19 protein-coding genes are annotated in these 23,846 nt (G+C 66.8%); 4 read left to right on the top strand and 15 right to left on the bottom strand.

Going from position 1 to position 23,846, the window contains the following annotated elements; genetic code table 11:
• Genes AC3WQM_RS14115 through AC3WQM_RS14105 form a run of 3 tightly spaced genes read right to left on the bottom strand, consistent with a single transcriptional unit; the run spans window position 1 to window position 4,322 of the window.
• Window positions 1–1,041 carry an ABC transporter ATP-binding protein gene (locus AC3WQM_RS14115; RefSeq protein WP_492679511.1) on the bottom strand — a complete coding sequence of 347 codons (1,041 nt, stop codon included), beginning with the start codon at window positions 1,039–1,041 and terminating at the stop codon, window positions 1–3.
• The gene (locus tag AC3WQM_RS14110; RefSeq protein WP_492679509.1) at window positions 1,038–3,311 is read right to left on the bottom strand and encodes an ABC transporter permease; all 2,274 of its coding nucleotides are present in this window, start codon (window positions 3,309–3,311) and stop codon (window positions 1,038–1,040) included. Before AC3WQM_RS14110 ends, AC3WQM_RS14115 begins: the two co-directional genes overlap by 4 nt.
• The gene (locus AC3WQM_RS14105) at window positions 3,312–4,322 is read right to left on the bottom strand and encodes an ABC transporter substrate-binding protein (RefSeq protein ID WP_492679507.1); all 1,011 of its coding nucleotides are present in this window, start codon (window positions 4,320–4,322) and stop codon (window positions 3,312–3,314) included.
• A gap of 144 nt (window positions 4,323–4,466) precedes the next feature.
• Between AC3WQM_RS14105 and zwf the strand changes: the two genes are divergently transcribed.
• The gene (gene zwf / locus AC3WQM_RS14100; RefSeq protein WP_070059994.1) at window positions 4,467–5,939 is read left to right on the top strand and encodes a glucose-6-phosphate dehydrogenase; all 1,473 of its coding nucleotides are present in this window, start codon (window positions 4,467–4,469) and stop codon (window positions 5,937–5,939) included.
• Window positions 5,940–5,960: 21 nt separating this feature from the next.
• On the opposite strand, the gene ygiD is transcribed toward zwf, so the two are convergent.
• The 9 genes from ygiD to AC3WQM_RS14055 all read right to left on the bottom strand — a co-directional run bounded on the left by ygiD (window position 5,961) and on the right by AC3WQM_RS14055 (window position 17,369).
• The gene (gene ygiD, locus AC3WQM_RS14095) at window positions 5,961–6,866 is read right to left on the bottom strand and encodes a 4,5-DOPA-extradiol-dioxygenase (protein ID WP_492679505.1); all 906 of its coding nucleotides are present in this window, start codon (window positions 6,864–6,866) and stop codon (window positions 5,961–5,963) included.
• 101 nt (window positions 6,867–6,967) lie between these two features.
• Window positions 6,968–8,929: a glycosyltransferase family 2 protein gene (locus tag AC3WQM_RS14090; RefSeq protein WP_492679503.1), complete on the bottom strand. Its 1,962-nt coding sequence runs from the start codon at window positions 8,927–8,929 to the stop codon at window positions 6,968–6,970.
• A complete protein-coding gene (locus AC3WQM_RS14085) occupies window positions 8,926–9,966 on the bottom strand; it encodes an ABC transporter ATP-binding protein (RefSeq protein ID WP_159278461.1) in 1,041 nt (346 codons plus the stop codon). The genes AC3WQM_RS14090 and AC3WQM_RS14085 overlap by 4 nt, the downstream gene beginning before the upstream one ends.
• Window positions 9,963–11,033 carry an ABC transporter ATP-binding protein gene (locus AC3WQM_RS14080; RefSeq protein WP_492679501.1) on the bottom strand — a complete coding sequence of 357 codons (1,071 nt, stop codon included), beginning with the start codon at window positions 11,031–11,033 and terminating at the stop codon, window positions 9,963–9,965. Before AC3WQM_RS14080 ends, AC3WQM_RS14085 begins: the two co-directional genes overlap by 4 nt.
• 21 nt (window positions 11,034–11,054) lie before the next feature.
• Complete coding sequence (locus AC3WQM_RS14075) at window positions 11,055–11,966, bottom strand: ABC transporter permease (RefSeq protein WP_492679499.1); 912 nt, start codon at window positions 11,964–11,966, stop codon at window positions 11,055–11,057.
• A 104-nt stretch (window positions 11,967–12,070) separates the two neighbouring features.
• Entirely contained in the window at window positions 12,071–13,651 is a 1,581-nt protein-coding gene (locus AC3WQM_RS14070) for an ABC transporter substrate-binding protein (RefSeq protein ID WP_492679497.1), read from the bottom strand.
• Window positions 13,652–13,682: 31 nt separating this feature from the next.
• Window positions 13,683–14,957, bottom strand: coding sequence for a M20 aminoacylase family protein (locus AC3WQM_RS14065; RefSeq protein WP_492679495.1), 1,275 nt, complete (start codon window positions 14,955–14,957; stop codon window positions 13,683–13,685).
• Between the two features lies 1 nt (window position 14,958).
• Entirely contained in the window at window positions 14,959–15,939 is a 981-nt protein-coding gene (locus AC3WQM_RS14060; RefSeq protein WP_056573001.1) for an ABC transporter permease, read from the bottom strand.
• Between the two features lie 185 nt (window positions 15,940–16,124).
• Window positions 16,125–17,369, bottom strand: a complete 1,245-nt coding sequence (locus AC3WQM_RS14055; RefSeq protein WP_492679493.1) for a porin — start codon at window positions 17,367–17,369, stop codon at window positions 16,125–16,127.
• A gap of 281 nt (window positions 17,370–17,650) precedes the next feature.
• Here AC3WQM_RS14055 and coq7 point away from each other — a divergent pair, with 281 nt between their 5' ends.
• Complete coding sequence (coq7, locus tag AC3WQM_RS14050) at window positions 17,651–18,280, top strand: 2-polyprenyl-3-methyl-6-methoxy-1,4-benzoquinone monooxygenase (protein WP_489059080.1); 630 nt, start codon at window positions 17,651–17,653, stop codon at window positions 18,278–18,280.
• Window positions 18,281–18,306: 26 nt separating this feature from the next.
• On the opposite strand, the gene AC3WQM_RS14045 is transcribed toward coq7, so the two are convergent.
• Window positions 18,307–18,756: an OsmC family protein gene (locus tag AC3WQM_RS14045; protein ID WP_062472691.1), complete on the bottom strand. Its 450-nt coding sequence runs from the start codon at window positions 18,754–18,756 to the stop codon at window positions 18,307–18,309.
• A 271-nt stretch (window positions 18,757–19,027) separates the two neighbouring features.
• Here AC3WQM_RS14045 and AC3WQM_RS14040 point away from each other — a divergent pair, with 271 nt between their 5' ends.
• On the top strand, window positions 19,028–20,305 hold the full coding sequence (locus AC3WQM_RS14040; protein WP_492679794.1) for a porin: 1,278 nt from the start codon (window positions 19,028–19,030) through the stop codon (window positions 20,303–20,305).
• A gap of 95 nt (window positions 20,306–20,400) precedes the next feature.
• Here AC3WQM_RS14040 and AC3WQM_RS14035 read toward each other — a convergent pair whose 3' ends face one another.
• A complete protein-coding gene (locus AC3WQM_RS14035) occupies window positions 20,401–21,372 on the bottom strand; it encodes a site-specific integrase (RefSeq protein WP_492679491.1) in 972 nt (323 codons plus the stop codon).
• 231 nt (window positions 21,373–21,603) lie between these two features.
• Between AC3WQM_RS14035 and ilvA the strand changes: the two genes are divergently transcribed.
• Window positions 21,604–23,169 (top strand): threonine ammonia-lyase, biosynthetic, encoded by a 1,566-nt coding sequence (gene ilvA / locus AC3WQM_RS14030; RefSeq protein ID WP_492679489.1) that lies wholly within the window; start codon window positions 21,604–21,606, stop codon window positions 23,167–23,169.
• A gap of 37 nt (window positions 23,170–23,206) precedes the next feature.
• On the opposite strand, the gene AC3WQM_RS14025 is transcribed toward ilvA, so the two are convergent.
• The gene (locus AC3WQM_RS14025) at window positions 23,207–23,830 is read right to left on the bottom strand and encodes a type II secretion system protein N (RefSeq protein WP_492679487.1); all 624 of its coding nucleotides are present in this window, start codon (window positions 23,828–23,830) and stop codon (window positions 23,207–23,209) included.
• Between the last annotated feature and the right edge of the window lie 16 nt (window positions 23,831–23,846).

The raw sequence follows: 23,846 nt of genomic DNA, 5'->3' as shown, positions 1-23,846 counted from the left end.
TCATGCGCCGGGCACCACGCTCACGCCATGGGTTCCGAGCGACAGGGTGGTCTGCGTGCCAGCCGCCAGCGGGCGCGACAGGTCGGTCGAGACCACGAAGACCGGCCCCAGCGGGGTGTCGAAGCCGTATTCGTAGAAGCTGCCCAGGTACGCCGACTTGCGCAGCGTGGCGGGCAGGCCGTCGAGCGCGCCGATGTCCCAGGCCTCGGGCCGCACCGCCACCTTCACCGTCCCGGGCGCCACTGCGTAGCGCGGCTGCAGGCGCAGCGGGCCGAGCGTGACGCTGCCGTCGGCCTGCGCCACGGCCGGGAACACCATCGCCTCGCCCATGAAGCCGGCGACGAACTCGCTCTCGGGGCGGCCGTACAGCTGCTCGGGCGTGCCGCGCTGGGCGATCACGCCGTGGTCCATGACGATGATCTGGTCGCTCACGGCCAGCGCCTCGCTCTGGTCGTGCGTCACGTAGGCCACCGTGAGCTTCAGGCGCTGCTGCAGCGAGCGGATCTCCTCGCGCATCTCGCGCCGCAGGCGGGCGTCGAGGTTGGACAGCGGCTCGTCGAACAGCAGCACCGCCGGTTCGAGCACCAGCGCGCGCGCCAGGGCCACGCGCTGCTGCTGGCCGCCCGACAGCTCACTGGGCAGGCGCTCGTCGAAGCCGACCAGACCCACGCCCCGGAGCGCCTCGCGCGCGCGCACCGTGGCTTCGTCCTTCTTCACGCCGCTCATGCGCAGGCCGTAGCCCACGTTCTCGATCACGTTCATGTGCGGGAACAGCGCGTAGCTCTGGAACATCATGCTCACGTTGCGCTCGCCCGGGCCGAGCGTGGTGACGTCGCGCCCGCCCATGAAGATCGAGCCCGAGGTCGGCGATTCGAGCCCCGCGATCATGCGCAGCGTGGTCGTCTTGCCGCAGCCCGAGGGGCCGAGGATGGTGGTGAGCGTGCCCACGGGCACCTCGAAGCTGATGCCCTTGACGGCCATCGGCCCGTTCTTGTCTGCGCCGTAGCGCTTGGTGACGTTGCGGAATTCGATACCGTTCATGCGGAGAGGCTTTCCATTTTGTGATGCCCTTGATGATTGGGCGTGGCCCCGCGTCTTCCCAACTTGCGCTCTCCGACCACGAACTGCACCAGCGCAATGGCCAGCGACATCAGCACCATGAGCACCGTGCAGTAGGCGAGCGCGATGCCGTAGTCGCCATTGCCGACGCGGCCGATGATGTAGGTGGTGGCCAGTTCGTTCTCGGCCGTGACCAGGAAGATCACGGCGCTCACCGTCGTCATGGCACGCACGAAGCTGTAGACCAGCGCGGCCACCAGCGCCGGCTTGAGCAGCGGCAGCACCACCTTGAACAGGGTCTGCGAGGTCGAGGCGCGCAGCATCAGCGAAGCTTCGTCGAGCGAGCGGTCCAGCTGCTTGAAGGCCGCGGTGCCGGCCCGCACACCCACCGGCAAATTGCGGAACATGAAGCACAGCACGATGATGAGCCCGGTGCCCGTGAGTTCGAACGGCGGCACGTTGAAGGCCAGGATGTAGCTCACGCCGAGCACCGTGCCCGGGATCGCAAAGGCCAGCAGCGCGCCGAACTCGAAGGCGCCCTGCCCCTTGAACTCGTTGCGCGCCAGCAGCCATGCAATGAGCAGGCCCAGCGCCGCGGTGATCGGCGCCGAGATGCCGGCCAGCTTCAGCGTGGTGATCAGCGAGTTCCACGCGGTGCCGGCCCACACCAGCCCGAACTGGCCCCACTCCAGCGCGAAGGCGCTCTTGAAGTGGTTGAGCGTGAAGCTGTAGTCGCGGCCCCAGGTCTGCACGAAGCCGCCCGCGAAGGCGAACAGGTAGACCACGGCGGTGAAGGCGATCCACGGCAGCGCGATGCACTGGATGGTGCGGCGCACGCCGTCGGGCAGCGCCATCGCGATGCCGGCGTCGCCCTTGCCACTCACGGTCGTGTAGTTCTGCTTGCCGAGCAGGCCGCGCTGCAGCGCGAACACGCCGAGCGCGAACAGCGTGAGCACCCAGGCCAGCGACGCGGCACGGCCCTGGTCGTACTGCGCGCCGACGATGGCAAAGAAGATGTCGGTCGACAGCACCGAGAACTGCCCGCCCACCACCACCGGGTTGCCGAAGTCGGCAATGCTCTCGATGAAGCCGACCAGGAAGGCGTTGGCCAGACCGGGCTTGAGCAACGGCAGCGTGACGGTGAAGAAGGCGCGGCGCCGGTCGGCGCGCAGCATCTGCGCAGCCTCCTCCAGGCTGGGCGCGATGCCCTGCACCACGCCGCGCATGATCATGAAGGCGATGGGCGTGAAGGCAAAGAGCTGCGCCACCAGCACGCCCGGCATGCCGTAGAACCAGCGCGTGGGCTCGATGCCGAACACGTTTTCGAGCACCTGGTTGACGATGCCCGCACGGCCGAACAGCAAGATGAGGCCCAGGCCGACGACGAACGGCGGCGTGATGATCGGCAGCAGCGCCAGCACCCGCAGCACGCCCTGTCCGCGCCGGTTGCCGCGCTCGGCCATCAGCGCCATCAGGGTGCCCAGGAAGGTGGTCCCGGCCGCGGTGAGCAGCGCCAGCACCAGCGTGTTCCACGCCACGCCACAGCGCACCCCGCCCGCCAGGCAACCCAGGCCCCAGATGCGCTCGGTGAACACACGCGCCGCGAAGGCCGTGATCGACCATTGCCCGTCTTCGTTGAAGAAGGCACCCGAGAGCGCGCGGCTCACCGGGTAGGCGATGAACAGCGCCATCAGCACGCCGCAGCCGACCACCGACGCAGCCACGAACAGGTCGCCCTTGAACAGGCCGAGCCGCGCGATGCCGAAGGCCGCCAGCAGCACCAGCGCCGTGAGCGCCACGAAGCCGCCCGCGCCGATGCCGAACTGGTTGACGGCCAGCTCGCCGAACTGGGTGTTGAGCGCCGCAACGCTCCAGCCGCGCGCGCCAATGGTGAAGCCCGCCACGGCCAGGCCGATGGCGCCGATCGCGCCGCCCGCCAGCAGCCAACGCCCCTGCGCCTTGCCGGCCGGCAAGGCCGCGCCGACGGCGCACAGCAGCAGCCCGGCCAGCCCGATAAAGAGCCAGCTGCGGCCCTGCGTGGCCGCCTGCATCAGGCCATTGGCGCCCTCTGCACTGCCGAAGACCTGCGGAACGGCTTCGTACCAGGTCGCGTCCTGGATCGCATACCAGGGCAGCAAAAGGCAGGCCGCCAGGCCCAGTGCGACCCAGGCCCAGATCCAGCGCCGCGCGCGCCGGGCGGCGGCCAGGGACGCCGGGTTGGCCGGCGCGCCTTCGTTGGAACGCGCCTGCACTTAGCGCGGCAGCGAGTTGACGTCTTTTTCCCAGCGCGCGATCAGGCGACGGCGCTCGGCGCTGGCGCCGTACTTGGCGTAGTCGTAGTTGATGAACTTGATCTTCTTGAAGTCGGGAATGCGCGGGTCGAGCTTGGCGCTCGCGTTGCTCGGCAGCTGGAACTGCTTGTTGGCGGCGCCCAGCTCCTGCGCGGCGGGCGTGAGCGCCCATTCGTAGAACTTCTTGGCCGCATCGAGGTTGCGCGCGCCCTTGATGATGCTCATGGAGCCGATCTCGGCGCCGGTGCCGTCGGCGGGCGTGATGGTTTCGACGGGGAAGCCCTGCATCTTCTCGCCGGGGCCGTCGTGCACGAAGCTGATGGAGATCGCGGTCTCGCCGCGCGCCACCGCCTTGATCGGGCCGGTGCCCGAGCGCGTGTACTGGCCCACGTTCCTGTGCAGCGCCTTGAGGTAGTCGAAGGCCTTGTCCTCGCCCATGAGCTGCACCAGCGTGGCGATCATGGTGTAGGCCGTGCCGCTCGATGCGGGGTTGGCCACCTGGATGTCGCCCTTGTACTCGGGCTTGAGCAGGTCGGCCCAGGTCTTGGGCACGGGCAGCTTCTTCTTGGCCAGCAGCTCGGGGTTGTAGCCGAAGCCCAGCGGGCCCGAGTAGATGCCCACGGTCTTGTAGCCCGACTGCTTGGCCTGCTGCTGGGCCCAGGGATGCAGCTGCGTGAGCGTGGGCGACTTGTATTCGAGCGTGAGCCCCTGCTCGGCCGCCTGCAGGTGCGGGTCGCCCGTGCCGCCGAACCAGACGTCGGTCTTGGGGTTGTCCTTCTCGGCGATGAGCTGGGCCAGCGCCTCGCCCGAGCCCTTGAGCGCCATGTTGATGCGCACGCCCGTGGTGCGGGCGTAGACGGTGGAGATCACGTTGCACCACTCGGCCTGGACCGAGCAGATGACGTTGACGGTTTGCGCCGACGCTGCGGCCGACAGACCCAGCAGCGCGGCTGCCGTGAAAAGCTTCTTCATTGGTATTCCCCTGCCTCGGCAATAAAAAAAGGCCTTGCGGCCTTGGGTCAGCGTAGCTTTAGTACAGGTGTGCCGAATCGGTAGAAGTACCATCGCGACTGGCACACGGCCTGCTCTGCATCCAGACAAAAGGAAAGTTTTCTCATGAGCTTCGATCTCGTTCTGTTCGGCGGTACTGGCGACCTTGCGTGGCGCAAGCTGATGCCCGCGCTGTTCCAGGCCTTCAGGCACGGCAGCCTGCCGCAGGACGGGCGCATCGTCGGCGTGGCGCGCGACGACCTGTCCGACGACCAGTACCGCGAGCTGATCCAGTCGCGCTTCAGCGCCGTCGAAGGCGCCAAGCGCCCCTCCCCCGAAGAGTTCAAGAAGTTCGCGTCCATGCTGCACTACCTGCGCATGGACCTGTCCAAGCCCGCCGACTACGCCAGCCTGGCCGACCTGCTCAAGCAGCGCGACGCCAAGACGGTCGTGATGTACGTGGCCACGGCGCCCGCGCTCTTCACGCAGGTGGTCGAGCAGATCGCCGCCGCCGGGCTCAACGGCCCGCGCACCCGCGTCGTGCTCGAGAAGCCGCTGGGCCACGACCTGGCCTCCAACCGCGCCATCAACGCCGCGGTGGGCAAGGTGCTCGAAGAAAAGCAGGTCTTTCGCATCGACCACTACCTGGGCAAGCCCTCGGTGCAGAACCTGTTCGCGATGCGCTTCGGCAATGCGCTGTTCGAACCCATCTGGCGCCGCGAGCACATCGCCAACATCCAGATCACCATGGCCGAGGACCTGGGCGTGGAAAAGCGCGGCGCCTTCTACGACCAGACCGGCGCGCTGCGCGACATGGTGCAGAACCACGCGCTGCAGCTGCTGTGCGCCGTGGCCATGGAGCCGCCCATCAACGCGCACGCCGACGCCATCCGCGACGAAAAGCTCAAGGTGCTGCGCGCCCTCAAGCCCTGGACGCCCGAGACGCTCGGCCTGCACGCGGTGCGCGGCCAGTACACGGCCGGCACGGCCTACGGCGAGCGCGTGCAGGGCTACCGCGACGAGCCGGGCGTGAACCCCGACAGCCGCACCGAAACCTTCGTGGCGCTGCGCACCGAGATCGCCAACTGGCGCTGGGCCGGTGTGCCCTTCTACATCCGCACCGGCAAGCGGCTGGCCTCGCGCGACGCACGCATCGAGGTCAACTTCCGCCCCACGCCGCACGCCATCTACCGCGCGCCCGCCGGCAACGTCAACAAGCTGGTCATCAACCTGCAGCCGAAGGACGGCCTGGAACTGCACATGCTCGCGCAGGCGCAGGACAACCGCCAGCGCGGCGGCAACGGCCACGCCAGCGCCGCGCAACTGGCGCCGGTGCAGCTCGACCTGGACTTCGACAAGCGCTTCGGCGCCGAACGCGTGGGCGCCTACGAGCGCCTGCTGCTCGACGTGATCGACGGGCGCCTGAACCTGTTCGTGCGCAGCGACGAGCAGGAAGAAGCCTGGCGCTGGGTCGAGCCGCTCATCGACTCCTGGGAGTCCGACGGCGGTCCGCGCCCTTATGCGGCCGGCACCTGGGGGCCCAGCGCGTCGAGCGCCATGATCGCCCGCGACGGCTTCGCCTGGGGCGAAGAGCAGTAGGACGCCAAGACTGCGCTGTCTTCAACCGAACTGAAGGCAGCGCATGCCGAGCGTGCCCGACTGGAAGCCTTCGTAGACCGTCTTTGCGCGCTCGCCCGGCGCAGCAGCGCCCAGGGCATACAGGAAGGGGAAGTAGTGGTCCGGCGTGGCCACGGCGGTCGACGCCCCCTCCAGTTTCTCGTAGCCGATCAGCGCACGGTCGTCCCGGCCGGCCAGCGCGGCCTTCACCGCATCGTCGAACGACTGCGCCCACGGGCGGCTGGCCTTGAGTCCATCGGGCGTGCCGCGGTCGGTGGCGCGCAGGTTGTGCACCACGTTGCCGCTGCCCATCACGAGCACCCCCTGGTCGCGCAAGGCTGACAGGTCGCGCCCCACCGCATGATGGAACGCCGCCGGCTTGTCGTAGTCGATGCTGAGCTGGAAGACCGGCACGTCGGCCTTCGGGTACAGGTGCTTCAGCACGCTCCAGGTGCCGTGGTCCAGCCCCCACTGCTCGGTGGCGATCACGGGCGTCTGCTTGACGGCGCCGATCGCTTCGCGCGCCAGTGCAGGATGACCGGCCGCGGGGTACTCGATGTCGAACAGCGCCTGCGGAAAGCCGCCGAAGTCGTGGATCGTCTTGGGCCGCGTCTGCACCGTGACCCCGGTCGCGCCCTGGCTGAGCCAGTGCGCCGACACGCTGAGGATCGCCGTGGGGCGCGGCAGCTCGCGGCCCCAGGCGGCGAGGCGGCGCGTGAAGGCGTTGTCCGCCAGCGCGTTCATCGGCGAGCCGTGGCCGATGAAGATGACGGGCATGCGGCGCGCAGGTTGAGTGCCGGCCGCGTGCGCGATCTCGGCCATCGACGCCAGCGCGGCGGTGGCGCCCAGCGCCGAGCCCATGAGAAAGCCGCGGCGGCCGAGCAGGCGGGTCATCGGGGTGGAGGTCATCGTGTCAGGGGGTGTGGGTTCGAGGCCAACCCGGGACTGTGCAGCAGAGTGACGGCAGGGAAAGTGCGTTTACGCACACCGTCCGGCGCAAGGTCCATGCTTCACGGCACGAATTCACGCAGGCGCTCGCCCAACGGCGCCAGAAAATCGCGCAGCAAGGGCTCGCGCATCAGCGTGTCGAGGTAGCCCGGCGCCAGTCGCCCGTTCTCCCCATACACCGCCAGCACGCGCAGGCTCTCTCCGCGCAGCACGGTGGTCGCGTGGACGTCGCCCTGCCGCGCACAGGCGCTCGCCATGTCGCGCAGCAGCGCCGTGGCATCGTCGGCATCGGGCGCCCATTGCTGGCCATAGAGCCGGGCCAGCCGCTGCGCATCGGCGGACGGCACGTCGGGGAAGACCAGTGGCAGCAGATGCTCTCGCACACGGGTCAGCGCCGTCACATCGGTTTCCACGAGTCCCGCGGCGTGGCGGGTCGTCAGTTGGCTGAGACTCATGCCGAGATTGGCCAGCCGCGCACCGCCGCGCACCAGTTCCAGCAGCAGGCCGAGCCATGCGAACCGGCCGAGCGTGGCGTCGAAGCCGAGCCCGCGTTGCCGGATGCGGGGCAGCGACAGCATCAGGCCGCCCATCCACAGCGGTTGTTCATGCGGCAGATGCGCCAGCAGCGCGGCCAGGATCTGGTCGTGCATCTCCGGCAGCCGCTGCATCGGCGGTTCTGCGCCGCCGTCGCGGGTGTACCAGGCGCCGGCCGCCCCGATCTCGGGCGACGCCCGCAGGAATGCGGACTGCACCTGCAGGCGCTCGGGCGCACAGCGCACGGTCGGCGACGACAAAGCCAGCGCGTCGCCGCGCGCCTGCATCAGCCCCCATTGCGCGGCGACGGCCCACCCCATCGGGACGGACGCCTGCAACAGCAGCAACCCGGCCAGCCGCGGATCGGCGGCCATGCGCGCGCGAATCACGTCGACGGTGGCGTCGGTGGAGCCGTCGTCCACCACGATGATCTGGTGCGGTGCGAGGCTTTGCTCGGCGATCGATGCCAGGGCCTCTGCAACGTTCGCCTCGTCGTCGCGCGTCACCATCAAGACCGACACCTGCGAAGCAGGTCCACCATCGTTCAGCGCCTGCTGCCCCACCCATCGCTGCCGAGCCGCCGCGAGATAACGCTGTATCGCACCCGCCAGCACCTCATGCTGCGGCGGCAAGGACTGCAGCGCCCGCGGCCCGGCCATTTCCAGTGCGCGCCGCCGCGGCGCATCGGCCACCAGCGCGCGCACGCGGTCGACCAGCTCGTCCTTCGTGCACCCTTCGACCGCGTCGCGCAGCACCTGCGGAATTTCGGAATGGGGATACAGCTCCGACACCACGGCCTTGCGATGCCGCAGCAGGATCGACAGGCGCGGCAGCTCCACCGTGCTGGAGTGGTCGGCCTTGCGCATGTTCAGCCCGACCTTGGCGCGCGGCAGCAAGGCGTCGCGCTGCGCCGGCGTCCATGCCTTGCCGAAGGGATAGGCCACGCGCAGTCCGGCGGCCGTCAGCGCTTCCAGCACCTGCAGCCGCCGGGGCGTCGTCTCGCCGAAGAAGATGACGTCGATGTCCTGCTGTGCGTCGTCCAGCACTTCGGACTCCGGCACCAGCGGCGTGGCCAGTGGCTCGAAGCCCGGGCCCACGTAGTCGGAGCGGTAGATGCCCAGCGCCGGGTGGTGCACCATGTTCTCGAGGCTGTACTCCCATACGTGGGCGCGCTGCAGCAGCCGTCGATAACCGGGCATCTGCGCGAGCAACTCGGGCAGGGCCGGCTCGAAGTTGACGACGATCGCGTTCGGCGGCAGCTCGTCGTCCGAGGGCAGGCTCAGGCCCATCGCGAAGAAGAAGAGATTGATGTCGTCGTTGTCGACACCCGGCCCCGGCGCGATGCTTGTGGTGTAGCCGAGGCGTTCGCAGGCGAGGCGAAAGCCCTCCATCACCTCCCGCACGTTCTCGTTGCCCAGCGAGCAGAAGCGCAGGTGCGGCCGGTACGGAAAGTCCGCGGGCCAACCCTGCGGACTGCCGCCTTCACTCACAAGCGGCCTTCCTCCACCGCGTGGCAAGCCACCTGCACGCCCTTGAGGCTCAACAGCGACGGCCGCTCCGACGAGCAGCGCGCATTCGCATGCGGGCAGCGCGGATGAAAGGCACACCCCGTCGGAGGGTTCAGCGGGTTCGGCACCTCGCCCTGCACCGGCGTGCGCGCACGGCCGGTGTGCTTCATCTGCGGGATCGCATCGAGCAGCATGCGGGTGTACGGATGCTGCGGCTCGGCGAAGAGCTTCTGCTTGTCCGCCACCTCGACCAGCCGGCCCAGGTACATCACGCCGACCTGGTCGGCCACGTGGCGCACCACCGCGAGGTTGTGCGAGATGAAGAGGTAGGTCAGGCCCTGCTCGCGCTGCAGGTCCTTCATGATGTTGAGCACCTGCGCCTGCACGCTCACGTCGAGCGCCGAGGTGGGCTCGTCGCACACGAGGAACTCAGGCTGCGTGGCGAGGGCGCGCGCGATGGAGATGCGCTGGCGCTGGCCGCCCGAGAACTGGTGCGGGTACTTGCTCATGTCCAGCGGCGAAAGGCCGACCGACTGCAGCAGCTCGCCCACGCGCTGGCGCAGCGCGTCCTTGTCGCTCAGGATGCCGTGCTCGCGCAGCGGCTCGCCGATGATGTCCTCGACGATCCAGCGCGGGTTGAGGCTCGCGTAGGGGTCCTGGAAAATCATCTGGATGCGGCGGCGCAGCTGCCGGCCTTCGGGCGTCTTGAACGCGGCGTGCGCGTCCTGCCCGTCGAACTGCAAGCCGCCGCGGGTCGGCGCATAGAGGCCGACCAGCAGGCGCGCCACGGTGCTCTTGCCACAGCCCGATTCGCCGACCAGCGCAAGCGTCTTGCCGCGCTCGATCGAGAAGCTCACGCCGTCGACCGCGTGCAGCAGCACGCGCGGCTTGCGTTCGAGCACGCGGTTGAGCCAGGGCGGCGAGACGTCGAAGGTGCGCGCGAGGTCGTGCGCGACCACGAGCGGCTCGCCGGTCTTTGCTGCCGCGGCGTCCTTGCGGGGTTCGATCACGGCGCTCATCGGGTCACCTCTGCGAGGGGTTCGGCCGCCTCGGGCGTGGCGCGCTCGCCGGCGGCCAGGGCGTCGTGGTGCTGCGCGGCAATCTCGGCCTGCCTCGCATGCGGGTCGGCGGCGTCGTGCAGCCAGCAGGCGGCGCGCGTGGCGCCCGCGTGCATCAGCTCGGGCCGCTCGGTCAGGCAACGTGCGAAGGTGCGCGGGCAGCGCGGGTTGTAGGCACAGCCGGTGGGAATGGCATTGAGCCGCGGCATGGCGCCGTCGATCTGGTTGAGCCGTTCGCGGTCGCTCGTCATGTCGGGGATCGACGCCATCAGGCCCGAGGTGTAGGGATGCGCGGGCTGGTGGATCACCTCGTGCACCGGGCCGATCTCGGCGATGCGGCCGGCATACATCACGGCCACGCGATCGCAGGTCTCGGCGATCACGCCCATGTCGTGCGTGATGAGCATCACCGCCGCACCACGCTCTTTGCAGACCTGCTTGAGCAGCTGGATGATCTGCGCCTGGATCGACACGTCGAGCGCGGTGGTCGGCTCGTCGGCCACGATGAGCTTGGGCTCGGCCGCGAGCGCCAGGGCAATCACCACGCGCTGGCGCATGCCGCCCGAGAACTGGTGCGGGAAGTGGTCGATGCGCTGTTCGGCGGCGGGAATGCCGGTGTCCTGCAGCAAGCCGATGGCGCGCTTGCGCGCTTCGGATTCATTCACCGGCAAATGCGTGCGGATGGTCTCGATGAGCTGGCGGCCCACCGTGTACAGCGGGTTCAGCGAGGTCAGCGGGTCCTGGAAGATCGCACCGATCTTGCGACCGCGGATGGGGCGCATCGCATCGAAACCGAGGTTGTCGATGCGCTGGCCCTCGAGCAGGATCTCGCCGCCGGCCACGCGGCCCGGCGGTTCGAGCAGGCCGATGATGGCCGCGCCGGTGAGCGACTTGCCTGCACCCGACTCACCCACCACGCCGAGGATTTCTCCGGGCGCGATGTCGAAGGAGATGCGGTCGAGCGCGCGCAGCGTGCCGCGGCGGTTCGGAAATTCGACGACGAGGTCTTTGACCTGGAGCAGCGTCATGGGGGCGTTCTCCTTTTCTGTTCAGCGCAAGCGCGGGTTCAGCGCGTCGCGCAGCCAGTCGCCGAGCAGGTTCACGCTGAGCGCGATGAGCACCAGCATCAGGCCCGGGAACACCGTGATCCACCATTCGCCCGAGAACAGGTACTGGTTGCCGATGCTGATGAGCGTGCCCAGCGAGGGCGAGGTCGGCGGCACGCCGACGCCCAGGAACGAGAGCGTGGCCTCGGTGATGATCGCGGTCGCGACCTGGATGGTGGCCAGCACCATCACCGGCCCCATCACGTTGGGCAGCACGTGGCGCAGCATGATGCGCAGCGGCGCCACGCCGGTGACGCGCGCGGCCTGCACGTACTCCTTGTTGCGCTCCACCAGCGTGGAGCCGCGCACGGTGCGCGCGTACTGCACCCAGCCCGTGAGCGAGATCGAGATGATCAGCACGCCGAAGGCCAGCGATTCGTGCGCGCTCGGAAAGAGCGCACGGCCGACACCGGCGATGAGCAGCGCGACCAGGATGGGCGGGAACGACAGCATCACGTCGCACACGCGCATGAGGAAGGAGTCGAGCCAGCCGCCGAAGAAACCGGCCAGCAGGCCGAGCACCACGCCGACCACGACCGACAGCACCACCGACACCACGCCGACGATCAGCGAGATGCGCGCGCCGTAGATCACGGCCGAAAGAATGTCGCGGCCCTGGTCGTCGGTGCCGAGGATGTATTTGGTGGAGCCGTCGGCGCTCCAGGCCGGCGGCAGGCGGGCATCGCCGAGTTCGAGGGTGGCGAGGTCGAAGGGGTTGTGCGGCGACACCCATCCGGCGAACACCGAACAGAAGACGCACACCAGCGCAATGACGGCGGCGGCAATCGCCACCGGCGAGGTTCGGAAGCTGTAGCCGACATCGCTGTCGAGCCAGCGGGCAAGGGTTCTTTTCATCGCCGGGCCGCGTGGGGGTTATTTTTCATCGTGAGGCAAAAAAGAATGGGCCCGCAAGAAGCGGGCCCATGGTCGGGCCGCTCAGGCAGCGGCCCACGGTCGACTTACTTGATGCTCATCCACTTGAAGTACATGAAGTTGTCGGCCAGTTGCACCAGCTCGACCTTCTTGCTCACACCCCAGGCCAGCGACTGCTGATGCAGCGGCAGGTGGCCGATGTCGTCGGAATGGACCTTGAAGGCTTCCTTGATCATCTCGTTGCGCTTGGCCTTGTCCGACTCGGACTGGATCTTCTTGGTCAGCTCGTCGAGCTTGGGGTTGCAGTAGGCGCCCAGGTTGAACTGACCCGTGCCCTTGTCGTCGGGGCACGAGGTGAGCGAGCTCAGCGCGTTGTGCGAGTCGTAGGTGGTCGGGGTCCAGCCCAGCATGTAGAAGCTGGTGTCGCGGCGCAGGATCTTCGGGAAGTAGGTGCCCTTGGTCTCGGCCACGAGGTTGATCTTGACGCCGATCTTGGCCAGGTTGGCGGCCACGCTCTGGCAGATCTGGCCGTCGTTGACGTAGCGGTCGTTCGGGCAGTTCATCGAGACTTCGAAGCCGTTGGGGTAGCCGGCTTCGGTCAGCAGCTTCTTGGCGGCATCGACGTCGAAGGGCAAGCGCTTGTCCTGCTCGGCGGTCCAGCCGTTGATGCCCGGACCGACGAGCAGCGCGGTGGGCTTGGAGGCGCCGCGCATCACGGTGCGCTGGATGCCGGCGATGTCGATGGCCTGGTAGAAGGCCTGGCGCACGCGCTTGTCCTTGAACGGGTTCTTGCCCTTCACGTTCGAGTACTGCAGCTCGTCGCGCTTCTGGTCCATGCCCAGGAAGATGGTGCGCATCTCGGGGCCGGTGATGACGCGGGCGTTGGGCGCGGCGTTGATGCGCGCGATGTCCTGCACGGGCACGGGCTCCATCACGTCGACTTCGCCGGAGACCAGCGCGGCCACGCGGGTCGCGGGGTTGGCGATGGGCGAGAAGACGATCTCCTGCGCGTTGCCGTCGATCTTGCCCCAGTAGGTGCCGTTGCGCGTGAACACAGTGCGCACGTTGGGCTGGCGTTCACGCACGCGGAACGGGCCGGTGCCGTTGGCCTTGAACGAAGCGGTGTTCTCGATGCCCTTGCGGCGGTCGACGGGCTTGGTGGCCTGGTTTTCCTCGCACCACTTCTTGCTCATGATCATGGTGAGCGAGATCACGTCGGGCAGGATGGGGAACGGGCCGTTGGTTTCGATTTCGACGGCGAGGTCGCCGACCTTGCGCACGGCCTTGATGTCGCTGAGCGTGGCGCGCATGTCGGAGCCGTCGCCCTGCGCACGCGCAAAGCTGAACACCACGTCGTCGGCGCTGAACGGCGTGCCGTCATGGAACACCACGCCCTTGCGCAGTTCGAAGCGCCACACGTTCGGCGAGGTCTGCTTCCAGCTCGTGGCCAGCAGCGGCGCCAGGCTCAGGTCCTTGTTGCGGCCCACGAGAGTTTCATAGACGTTGGCGGTGACGCTCAGTTGCAGCGACTCGTTGAGCGAGTGCGGGTCGAGCGACAGGGCGTCGCCCTGGTTCGCGATGCGGATGGTCTGCGCGCTGGCGACCATGCTGACGGCGCTCAGAGCGCACAGGACAGCGACCGCAGCCGCTTGCTTCTTGAAACTCATGGGAACACTCCTCGGGTTGAAATCGAACACATCACGGCGCCGCGGTAGCGGCGGCTTTCCCTGGCTGCTGGCTGCGGGTAGCAGCCAGCGGCATGCCCTGCTCGATCAGGCCCGCATGCAGTGCGGCGCCCAACGGCAGGATCTCGTCGTTGAAGTCGTAGCGGCTGTTGTGCAGGAAGGCGCCGCTGCGGACGTCCTGGCCGATGCGCAGATAGGCACCGGCCTTCTTCTGCAGCATGAAAGAGAAATCTTCGGCGCCCATGCTGGGCTCCATGTTGCGGTCGACGTTCTTCGCGCCGACCAATGACTCGGCCACGTCGGCCGCGAACATCGCCTCGGGGGCGGTGTTGATGGTGGCCGGGTAGATGCGTTCGTATTTGATCGTCGCGGTCGCGCCAAAGCCGGCGGCAATGGCCGTGCACAGCTCGCTCAGTCGCTGCTCGACCTGCGCCTGCACGCGCGCACTGAAGGTGCGCACGGTTCCGACCAGCGTGGCCTCGCCCGGGATCACGCTCATCGCGCCGAGGTCGCCGGCCTGCACGGCGCAGATGCTGACGACGGCCGCGTCGATGGGACGCACGCTGCGCGACACGATGGTCTGCGCCGCGGTGATGATGTGCGCAGCCACCACGACGGGGTCGATGGTCTGGTAGGCGTGCGCGCCATGGCCGCCCTTGCCCTTGATCTCGATCGTCACGCGGTCGGCCGCGGCCATCATGGCGCCGCGGTTGATGCCGACGGTGCCAGCGGGCATCGCGGGCCAGTTGTGCATGGCGTAGACCGCATTCACCGGGAAGCGGTCGAACAGGCCGTCTTCGATCATCACGCGCGCACCGGCAAAGCCTTCTTCGCCGGGCTGGAAGATCAGCACGGCGGTGCCGTCGAAGTCGCGCGTCTCGGCCAGGTAGCGCGCGGCGCCGACGAGCATGGCGGTGTGGCCGTCGTGGCCGCAGCCGTGCATGAGGCCGTCGTTGGCGGAGCGCCAGCCGAAGTCGTTGTCCTCGCGCATGGGCAGCGCGTCCATGTCGGCGCGCAGGCCGATCATGCGGCCGCTGGCCGTCGACTTGCCGCGGATGACGCCGACGACGCCGGTCTTGCCGATGCCCTCGTGGATCTCGTCCACGCCGCAGGCGCGCAGCGCCTCGCGCACACGGCCCGCCGTGTAGACCTCTTCGAAGCCGAGCTCGGGGTGGGCGTGCAGGTCGCGGCGAAAGGCCGTGATCTCGGGGTAGAAGCTGGCGATGTGCGCGAAGGCCCGGCCGGAGGCCTGCAGGCGCGGCGTAGTGGCAGCTGTTGGGGCGCTCACCTCAATGGCCTCCCGCCTTGCCCACGCGCAGCCGGGGATCGACCACGAAGTACAGCAGGTCGACCACGAGGTTGATCACCACGAAGATCAGCGCGATCAGGCACAGGTAGGCAGCCATCACCGGGATGTCCGCGAAGGTCACGGCCTGGATGAAGAGCAGCCCCATGCCGGGCCACTGGAACACCGACTCCGTGATGATGGCAAAGGCGATCAGGCCGCCGAGCTGCAGGCCCGTGATGGTCATGACCGGCACCAGCGTGTTCTTGAGGGCGTGGCCAAAGTGGATCGCGCGGTTCGACAAGCCCCGTGCCCGTGCGAACTTGATGTAGTCGGTGCGCAGCACCTCGAGCATCTCGGCGCGCACCAGCCGCATGATCAACGTGAGCTGGAAGATCGCCAGCGTCACCGCCGGCAGGATGATGTGGTGCCAGCCATCGGCCTTGAACAGGCCGCTGGTCCACCAGCCGAACTGCACGGTATCGCCGCGCCCGAAGCTCGGGAACCAGCCCAGCGTCACGGCGAAGACGAGGATCAGCAGGATGCCGATCAGGAAGGTGGGCAGCGACACGCCGAGCAGCGACACGGTCATGAACACCTGGCTCATGAAGGTGCCACGGCGCAGGGCGGTGTACACGCCCATCGGGATGCCGACGAACAGCGCCAGGGCCGCGGCCACCAGGGCCAGTTCGAGCGTGGCCGGGAAGCGCTCGCCGATCAGGCGCGACACCTTGGCGCCCTGGCGCAGGCTCAGGCCGAACTCACCTTGTGCGGCATTGACGAGGAAATGCCAGAACTGCACGAAGAAGGGTCGGTCGAGCCCCAATGCGGCGCGCATTTCACGGATCTGGTCGGGCTTGGCGTCTTGTCCCAGCAGGAACACGACCGGGTCGCCGACATATTGAAAGAGGAGGAAGGCAATGAACGCAACCGCGATCATCACGATCACGGCCTGGATCAGGCGGCGCAGTACAAAGGCAGTCATTCAGCAACAAGAGTGATCGCGGCATGCTAGCAGTGCAAACAGCGTGCCCGCACGGGGGTTCCCCGGGGGTGGAGGCGCAATTTTTACGAGTGAGAACAGGCGCGCCCCAATGAAAAAAGCCACCCGGCTTGCGCCGGGTGGCTTTTGAGTCTTTCGATTCGAAGCTGGCTTACGCCAGCATCAAATTAGAAAGCGTGACGGATACCGAAGTCGTAGCCGGTCGAGGTCTTCGGGGTGAAGCCACCCGTGGTCACGAAGTTCGGGCCGCCAACGGTCAGCGAAGCACCGTTCTTGTTGCTCACGCGAGCAACGGTAGCGTACAGAGCCGTGCGCTTCGACAGGTTGTGCACGTAGCCGATAGCCAGCTTGTTGGCCTTCGGGTCAGCCAGACGCGGCTGGAACAGCACGTCGGGCTGGTTCAGGTCGTACTTGACTGCCGAGTACGAAGCGCGGATCAGGCCAGCACCGACCGGCACGGTCACGCCGAGCAGGTAACCGGTCAGGTCCGTGTCAGCACGGCCGCCAGCGAACGGGGTGACTTCGTAGTCACGCTTGTTCTTGGCGCGCGACAGTTCACCGAACAGCTTCACGGGACCGAAGTCGTACGAAGCGCCCAGGTTCAGCGTGTTGACCTTGTCGGTCGTGCCGGGGTAGTAGTTGTCACCCACGGTGCTGCTGCCGTAAGCCAGAGCCACGTCCAGGGGGCCGTTGGCGTAGCCGAAGCGACCGCCGACGTAACGACCTTGACGCTGGCTGTTAGCCACATCAGGCGTTGCCAGGCCAGGGCTGTACTTGGTCTTCTCAGCGAAGCCGTACATCACTTGACCGTAGAAACCACCCAGGTTCGGCGGCAGGAAGTAGCCGATCGTGTTGCTGGCGCGCACGTAGTTGTTTGCACCGACGTTGGCGAACGGGCCGACGCTAGCCGTGGGGCTGCCGAAGCCGCCGAACGAGCCATTGGCCGTCGAGATCAGGTTGGTGCCAACGCCGTTGGTGCCGAACGGATCGAACACGGTGTCGTTCCAGAACGTCGGGGTGTAGTCACGACCCAGGCGGATTTCACCGAAACCACCCGACAGGCTCACGGTCGAACGACGTGCGAACGTCGCGACACCTTGGCTGCCGTCGTCGTTGCTGATCGGAGCTTCGAGCCAGAAGCTGGCTGCCAGGCCACCACCGAGGTCTTCCGTACCACGGAAGCCCAGACGGCTGGAGTTGTAGCCCGAGTTAGCCAGTTCGCGACGGCTTGCCTTGACGCTGCCCTTGTTCAGGTAGAACGGGTTCAGGAAGGTGGCACCGTTCAGGTCACGCGAGGTGGACGAGTAGCCGCTGATCGACGCGTCGACCACACCAAACAGCGTGACGGACGACTGAGCCGAGGCAACACCGGCAACAGCCAGGGCAGCCAGAGCAACTAGAGATTTTTTCATTGCAAGTTTCTCCAAGGTTAAACATAGGGCTCCGGTGCGAAGGGCTCACCGTGACTGGCACTTAGTGCTCCCACCGGACCCCGGGCCAACCTCCTTTTGGGAAGTTGATGCTATTGCACCAGAGCCGCTGCGGCAGGGCAAAACAAATCGCCCTAAATCTTGGAAGCCCCGTGTGTTTCGTTGCAGTCGTGCAACAAAGGACTTAGACAGGTGGTTTTGCCACGATATGAAACGAAATGTGCCCTCCTTGCATCGCTGGACAGGTGCGTTCAAATAGAGCCATGACTGCCCTGCTCGACCCCGCCCTGACTGCCGCCGATGCGGCTTTGCGCACGCTTTTTGCTCGATCTCACGCCACCCGGGCGCTTCCGCCCGCGATCCAGCCGCAAGGTGAATTGAGCGAGTCGGAGCGCCGCGAAGCCGGGGCGCTGATGCGCGTGAACCATGTCGGCGAGGTGTGCGCCCAGGCGCTGTACACCGCCCAGGCCGCCGTGGCGCGGGACCCGGCGCTGCGTGCGCACTTCCTGGAAGCCGCGCATGAAGAAACCGATCACCTGGCCTGGACCCGGCAACGGCTGGACGACCTGGGTGCCCGACCGTCCCTCCTGAACCCGCTCTGGTATGCAGGAGCCTTCGGGCTCGGACTGGTTGCCGGACGCCTGGGCGATCCCCTGAGCCTCGGCTTTGTCGCCGAAACCGAACGGCAGGTGGAAGCGCACCTCGAAAGCCACCTGGACCGCCTGCCGCCGACCGATCACGCCTCCCGCGCCGTGGTCGAGCAGATGAAGATCGACGAAGCCCGCCATGCCACGCAAGCCGTCGACGCGGGCGCCGCGGAACTGCCGGCCCCAGCCAAGGCCCTGATGCGCCTGGCGTCCCGGGTCATGACGACCGTCGCGCACCGGATTTAAGGCCCAGCGCGCCGCCACCCGGCGTTTCAGGTCTCGATCAGGTCGAAGCTGGTCGTGATTTCCGCCGTCTTCGCCAACATGATGCTGGCGGAGCAGTAGGTTTCGTGGCTCAGCGCGATCGCCCGCTCCACGGCGGTGGCCGGAATGCCCTTGCCCGCCACGGTGAAATGCATGTGGATCTTCGTGAAGACCTTGGGGTCCTTTTCCGCGCGCTCGCTGGTCAACTTCACACTGCAGCGTTCGACGCGATGGCGCCCCCTCTTCAATATGAGCACCACGTCGTAGGCCGTGCACCCGCCCGTGCCCGCAAGCACGGTTTCCATCGGCCGCGCCGCCAGGTTCTGGCCGCCGTTCTCGGGCTTGGCCGCGTCCGGGGCGCCGTCCATCATCAGCACGTGGCCGCTGCCAGTCTCGGCCACGAAGCCCATGGCCGATCGGGTGCCTGCGTCACCGGTCCAACTTACTGTGCATTCCATGGTGTTTCAGCTCCAATTGGGATGAATTGGTGCGCAAAAGTGCACGCCAACATCGGTTTGTGTGTGGGAAAAGCATCGCCTGCTTGTTGCATCGCAACAAAGGGTGGGTATACTCTATTTCATTGCTGCGCACTTCATGGTGCGCACCCAGTTGTCTCCTCCACCCTTCCAATTGGTGGATTTAGCCCCGAGTTGCAAAACTCGGGGCTTTTTTCTTTGTGCGTCCCATGACGGCGCCACTCTAGCCGCCACCCCTGAAAGGGCAGCTGCTCTGGCTGCCCTGGCTGTTGCCGGTGTTGCCTCGGCTCAGTCGTCCGTCACGCTGTTTGGTGTGGTCGACGCGTCGATCAGCGGCTACTCGTCCACCTCGCGTGACCTGGGCAACGGCGTCACGTACGACAAGCTGGGCTTCCCCATCTACAACCCGTTCTACGTGAACCGCGGCAGCGTCAAGGCAAGCCGCCGCGAACTGGCCCACTCGGGCTACAACTCCAGCCGCCTGGGCTTCCGTGGCACGGAAGACCTCGGTGGTGGCCTGGCCGCCAGCTTCTGGCTCGAAGCGCCCATCAGCAACGACGATGGTCAGACCGGCGTCTCGACATTCACGCGCCGTTCGACCGTGAGCCTCTCGGGCGGTTTCGGTGAAGTCCGCCTCGGCCGCGACTACACCCCGACGTTCTGGAATGACACCGTGTTCGATCCGTTCGGCACCAACGGCGTGGGCACCAACCTGGTCAACACCGCCAACGGCGCGTTCGGCGGCTTCACCGGCTACGCCGACGGCAAGAAGCTCCCCGATGCCCTCAAGAACGTTCCGCAACTCCCCGATGCGGGTGGCAGCACCTATGCGCGCGCCGGCAACAGCATCGGCTACTTCCTGCCGCCGAACCTGGGTGGTTTCTACGGTCAAGTGATGTACGGCTTCAGCGAGAAGACCAAGTACAGCCCTGGCCTGGCTACGCCTTCCACGGACAACACGTCGCGCACCGGCCGTTACATCGGTGGCCGCTTCGGCTACGCCAACGGCCCGCTGGACGTTGCGCTGGGTTACGGGAGCAGCACCGTGGGCGACCAGTTCTACGTCGGCACGACCACCAAGGTCAACACGCTGAACCTGGGCGCTTCGTACGACTTCGGTCCCGTGAAGCTGTTCGGTGAGCTGTCGCGCGCCAAGAACAAGGTCGACTACGAAGTCGAACCGTACCTCGGTGGCCGTCCGGACATCGATCTGACCGGCTATCTGCTCGGCGTGACCGTGCCGGTCGGTGCTGGCCTGATCCGCGCTTCGTACTCGAGCGTCAAGTACGACGAGAACCTCGTTGCCCGCAACCCGTGGGAAGTGCTGCCCGCCGACAAGAAGGCCAACAAGCTGGCGATCGGCTACGTGCACAACCTGTCGAAGCGCACGGCCCTGTACGCCACCGTTGCTCGCGTGAGCAACAAGAACGGTGCAGGTCTGACCGTTGGCGGCCCGTCGTTCGTGACCACGGGTGGCTTCACCCCGAAGACCTCGACCGGCTACGACTTCGGCATCCGTCACGCCTTCTGATCGATCGCGGCTCGATTCCCATGCTGGCCCACGCCAGTTTGAATCAAGAGGCCCTCAAGCCGCCCGGCTCACGCCGGGCGGCTTTTTGTCCTTCTTCAACTCACCCGGCCACGCCTGCTCTGCAGCAGCCCCACATTCATTTCTCCGCTCAACACCGATGCGTAGAAACGCTCGACCATGTTGACGCTCGTGCGTGCATTGCGCGCCAAGGTCAGCATGTCGATGCCCTGCCCATACAAGAGCCGCAACGTGATGGCGGTATGGCGCAGGCAGTACAGCGTCCTCGATTGACCCAGCGGCCCCTTTTCGAGCCCCGTCTTTTCGAGCACCCAGTGAAAGAAGAAATTGAGAACCGCCAGCGCGTGCTCGCGGTTCTTCAGGTGCGGCATGAAGATGTAGTCTTCCGCCCCACCGAAGCCATGCGTCTCGCGGTACGTGCGCAGGCATTCATAGACACGAACGGCAGGTCGCAGGCTCACGATGGGCTGGCTGTGCCGCTTGGTCTCCGGCAGATTCATCCGCAGGTAGACATGCTTGCCTCGCACCACCTCGATGTGCTTGTGCTTCATGAGCTTGATGTCGCTGGGACGCACGAAGGTGTTGACCATCCAGCGGATCAGCCAGGGCAGCTCGTCGGGCATGACGAGCAATTCGCGTGCGATCCAGAAACGTTCGCCGGCCGTCAGCCGGTCCAGCACCGGGTGCGAATGGCCGCGCAAGCTGCGCGCCGCCGCGATCAGTGCACGGTACTCCGCCACGCTGAAGCTGCCGCGCGGCTGGCTGCGCACCTTGACCTTCGGAAACACGGGGGCCTCGCGCAATGCACCGACGTGCACGCCATGCATGACCACCTTGCGCAGCAGCACAAGGTACTGCGCGATCGTCGTGCTGGTGAAACCTTGTTCGCCGAGGTGATCGATCAGGCGCTGCACGTCTGCGGTCGCGAACACAGCCGCCGGCACATTGCCCAGCAACGGAACGATGTGCGCACGCAATCTGTTGCCCATGACTTGCCATGTGGGCCGTCCGATTTCGCCGCGTTGCACGCGCGCGGCCTCGGCCTGCATCAGTCCTTTCGAAAGGTCACTGACAGAAACTGATAACAAATTCTGCCCAACTGTTAGCGAATTAGCGGGCGTATGAATCGCGGGATAGGTGCGCGCAAAAAACCGGAATCATTTGCAGCAGGAGCCTTGCGGAATAGGTTTATGACATTTGTGTCCATGCCATTCCCCGCATGCAATACCGATGCCTCTTATGATTGATGGTTAGCAAATGAAAACTCCCTGGAAAAGATCTTGCGCAATGCACCCGTTACTGCGGCCTTAACGCCCGCCGACTATCTCAGAAAAATCCTCAATGCGCGGGTCTACGACGTGGCTGTCGAGTCTGCGTTGGAGAAGGCGCGCGCGCTCAGCGAGCGGCTCGGCAATACCGTATTGCTCAAGCGCGAGGACCAGCAACCCGTATTCAGTTTCAAACTGCGCGGTGCCTATAACAAGATGGCGCACCTGAGCAAAGCGCAATTGGCGAGCGGTGTGATTTGCGCATCGGCCGGCAATCACGCGCAAGGCGTTGCGCTCGGTGCGCGCAAGCTCGGCACGCGCGCAGTGATCGTGATGCCCGTGACCACGCCGCAATTGAAGATCGATGCGGTGCGTGGTTTCGGCGGCGAGATCGTGTTGCACGGCGACAGCTATTCCGACGCCTACCTGCACGCGCTCGAATTGCAGGCGCAACAGAACCTAACCTTCGTCCACCCGTTCGACGATCCCGATGTCATCGCAGGCCAGGGCACCATCGCGATGGAGATCCTTCGCCAGCACCAGGGCCCGCTCGATGCGGTGTTCGTGGCGATCGGCGGCGGTGGTTTGATCTCCGGCGTGGCCAACTACATCAAGGCCGTGCGGCCCGAGATCAAGGTGATCGGCGTCCAGATGAACGACTCCGACGCGATGATGCAATCGGTCGCCGCGCACCAGCGCGTGAACCTGCCCGACGTCGGCCTGTTCTCCGACGGCACGGCCGTCAAGCTGGTCGGCGAGGAAACCTTCCGCATCGCGCAGAACCTGGTCGACAGCTACATCTCGGTCGACACCGATGCCGTGTGCGCCGCGATCAAGGACGTGTTCGTCGACACGCGCAGCATCGTCGAGCCGGCCGGTGCGCTGGCCGTGGCGGCGATCAAGCAGTACGCCGCCGAGCATGGTCGCCAAGGCGAGACCTACGCAGCGATCCTGTGCGGCGCGAACATGAACTTCGACCGGCTGCGCTTCGTGGCCGAGCGGGCCGAGGTCGGCGAGGAGCGCGAGGCGCTGTTCGCCGTGACCATCCCCGAAGAGCGCGGCAGCTTCCGTCGTTTCTGCGAACTCATCAGCGAGTTGCCTGCCGGCGGTGCGCCGCGCAACGTGACCGAGTTCAACTACCGCATCAGCGACGCGGCCAAGGCCCACGTGTTCGTCGGCCTCACGACCTCGGCGCGTGGCGAGTCGGCCACCATCGCGAAGGTCTTCATCGAACACGGCTTCGACGCGCTCGACCTCACGCACGACGAACTCGCGAAGGAGCACCTGCGCCACCTGGTCGGCGGCCGCACCGGGCTGGCGCACGACGAGCGCCTGCTGCGCTTCGTGTTCCCCGAGCGTCCGGGTGCGTTGCTCAAGTTCCTGAGCCTGATGCGGCCGAACTGGAACATCAGCCTGTTCCACTACCGCAACCAGGGCGCCGACTACGGGCGCATCCTCGTGGGCCTGCAGGTGCCGGCCGAAGAGTCGGCCGCCTTCGACAGCTTCCTCGAAACGCTGGGCTATCCCTGCGTCGAGGAAACGGCCAACCCGGCCTACCGCCTGTTCCTCCAGGCCTGAAGCAAAGAAGAGAAGAGAAAGAAAGAGACCGCTGCGCTTACTGCGCGGGGGTCTGCGCCTGCGGCGGCGGCTCCATCGCGGCGCCCGCCAGTGCCGGGGGCTGCTGAGGCGGCATCACCACCGCCGGCATCGTGGCCGGCAACAGCCCGGCCGGCGCAGGTGACTGCATCGTGGGCAGACCGGCAGGCGGCGTCGGAAGCCCCATGCTCAGTGGCGCACGCACTGGCAGCTGCAGCGTGAACGCCGCCGGCCCGTCGCGCTGGGCACCGAGCGTCGCCGCGCGCACGCCCACTGACTGCAGCACATAGCTCTCGCCGACCTTCGAACCCACGCGAAACGGCCGCGGCGGTTTGCCGTCGATCGAGATCAACGCCGCGCCCTGGTTCGACGGGTCCGCCACCACGCCCGACAGCGCGAAGCGGCTCGCGGCCTCCGGCGCCACGGGCGCGTTCGACGTCACCGTGACCACGCCCAGCAACCGGGCCACCGCCTCGGCATCGGCCGCGACCGGCGCGCGCGGCATCGTGGCCGCAGCGGCCACGGCGTCGGCCGGCGACGCCAGCCGCAGCGCCCAGAACACCGCGGCGCCTGCGGCCAACGCCCAAAGCCCCGTCGTTGCAAGTGGGGCATGCCAGCGGGCTGCGGAGTAAGGACTTGTCATGGCCGCGGATTATCAT

This window comes from Variovorax sp. FW301-JW7, assembly GCF_058788795.1.
This window is presented reverse-complemented; position numbering and strand designations above follow the sequence as displayed.